Below are 2,444 nucleotides of genomic sequence, written 5' to 3'. Positions count from 1 at the left end.
TTTTACTATCTTTCGGCTACGGCGGAAAGAATCCTGCGGATTTTTCCGCAACGAAATCATAGCCGAGACCGTTGTGCGTAATTTGAATGAACATTTTGAATAATTAATGAATACTGTAAAAATTGGAGACAAATTCGAAGACAAATCCTATGATTTGATTGTAAAAGCAATCAAAAATGGAGAGTTGGGAATTTCTGAAAGTACAGCTAAAGTTCAAAAAAAAGTCGGCTATTATTCAAAAGATAGAGAAAAGGAAATAATCTTCGATTTATCCATTGAGGTTTGGCCGAAAAATGCGGAAAGATATACTCTTCTTTATTTAATTGAATGCAAAAGTTCGCCATCTGGACACAATGTTCCTGTTGATGATGTTGAGGAATTTAACACCAAAATAAATCAGGTTGCAGGCGGAGGAGTAAAAGGAGTTATGATTACAGATAACAAATTTCAATCTGGAGGACTAACTTTTGCCAAGAACAAACGAATGATGTTAATAGAAGTTGACAAAGATGACAATCATTCGATAATACTTCACAGAACAAATAAAGAAAGTAAAAAGAATGAAAAGGAGAATGCAGATGAGATTTTCTTTAAATTCATAAAAAAAGCGTTAGGACTAAAAAAAGTAAAAGGCTTAAAACGTCTGTCAGCAATACAAATTGAAAACTTGGCTTTGCCGATTCTTCAAAAGTACAATGACCTGTATTCATCAATTAAAATTGACAGTTTTATTGAACACTTAAAGTCCGAATATGATTTAGAATTTGACTTTACGCAAGATTTAGAAACAGCAAATGGAAAGAAAATTGAGGGATACTTTGATGTTAAGAACAAAAAAATCTTAATTGATAAATCAATAATAGGTTTGGAAAAATTCCCTTTTGTTTTGGGACACGAATTAGGACACTTTTTTCTGCATAGTAAACTAAAAGTTAATCAAGAAAGATACGAGGATTTTGCAGATTCTGAATATGACTTTTTCACTGATAGACATAATTTAGTAAATGACAGAAATTGGATTGAATGGCAAGCAAATAAATTTGCAATTTCTCTTTTCTTGCCAAAAGTCTTATTTCTTCCTCACCTAATCGCATATAGACAAAGTATTGGAATAAGTCGTCCAGAACATATTTATCTTGACGAACAAACTATAAATAAACAAGATTATTATAAAACGGTAGATTATCTATCTGACTATTTTGGAATTAGTAAAACAGCAGTTAAATTTAGAATCGAGGAACTGAATTTAATTACTTACGCAAAACCAAAAGACGATTTTAGAAGTGTCGTAAGAAGAACATTTTTTGAATAAAAAAACTACGCACAACAATGGCTATAAGTAATTGCTTGTTCTCGCCTACTTCTGAAAATCCGCAAGGATTTTCAGTTTGGTGTGTACTTGCAAAGTTACGTGCAAACCCACGCAACTACTCATAGCCAAGACCGTTGTGCGCAAGCTGAAAAAATCGTAACTTAATGAAAAACAGAACGATTGATATAAATGAATCTACAATTAAAGAATACGTGGAATCATTACGACCTGAAAATATTGAAATTAGAGAACAAGTTGATATTGGATATTCATATGATGGAAAAGTTATAATTCTGTTTGAAATTCGACCTGATTGGCAAGACCCAAAAAAGAAACAACAATTTGATTTTGCCAAAATCCGATATTACAAATCAAGAAAAGAATGGAATTTATACTGGATAAGAGCAAGTGGAAAATGGGAAATATACGAACCGTTTCCCGAATCTACTTATTTAGATAAAATTGTAGAAATTATAAAAGAAGATAAACACGCTTGCTTTTTTGGATAATTCTAAACAAAATATAATTAAAGAAATTGCGCAGGAATTGGATTGCGGATTTGATTGCTATTACAATTGTAAAACCAATGAAATTCTAGCAATACCGAACTTTTCGCATATAGCAGACGAAGATGATTTTAAAGAAGCTTTTAGAGAGGATTTAAAAAAAATAAAGAAGCATCAAGCGGATTTTGTAAAAATTGAGGTTTTACAAAGTTTTGAGAGTTTTAAAATAATGGAACTTTTTGTTGAGCAGTTGCATGACAAAAAACTTCAAGCGGAATTAGAAAATGTATTAGCTAATAAAAAACTATTTCAAAATTTTAAAAATAGAATTGACCATTCAAATTTTAAACAAAATTGGTTTGATTTTAAGCAAAGTAAACTAGAAAAAATAGTAGAAAATCAACTAAACGGCAGAAAAGCCAGCGCACAACACCGGCTATAGTTCATTGCTTCTGACTTTCCTAGCGGAAAGTCCTCGCAAATTTGCTATCTTCAGTTTATGGCGGAAAATCCTTGCGGATTTTCACGCAACGAAACCATAGCCAAACACGTTAGCTTTAATGCTGGAGCAAGTTTGCGGTTTGAAAAAAGCCTGGTTTATTTTTCGATTTTTTTTTTAGAATTTT

Annotated in this window: 3 protein-coding genes; all 3 read left to right on the top strand. The window is 31.6% G+C overall.

What is annotated here, in order from left to right; translation table 11 throughout:
- The first annotated feature begins 106 nt into the window (after positions 1–106).
- Positions 107–1,312 (top strand): ImmA/IrrE family metallo-endopeptidase, encoded by a 1,206-nt coding sequence (locus P7122_RS15785; RefSeq protein WP_278006767.1) that lies wholly within the window; start codon positions 107–109, stop codon positions 1,310–1,312.
- A 164-nt stretch (positions 1,313–1,476) separates the two neighbouring features.
- On the top strand, positions 1,477–1,821 hold the full coding sequence (locus P7122_RS15780) for a DUF3024 domain-containing protein (RefSeq protein WP_278006766.1): 345 nt from the start codon (positions 1,477–1,479) through the stop codon (positions 1,819–1,821).
- Entirely contained in the window at positions 1,814–2,260 is a 447-nt protein-coding gene (locus P7122_RS15775) for a UPF0158 family protein (protein ID WP_278006765.1), read from the top strand. Before P7122_RS15780 ends, P7122_RS15775 begins: the two co-directional genes overlap by 8 nt.
- The last annotated feature ends 184 nt before the right edge of the window (positions 2,261–2,444 follow it).

This window comes from Winogradskyella marincola, assembly GCF_029624125.1.
Classification (GTDB): Bacteria; Bacteroidota; Bacteroidia; order Flavobacteriales; family Flavobacteriaceae; genus Winogradskyella; species Winogradskyella marincola.
Note: the sequence above shows the minus strand (reverse complement) of the source record. Positions and strands in the feature narration are given on the sequence as shown.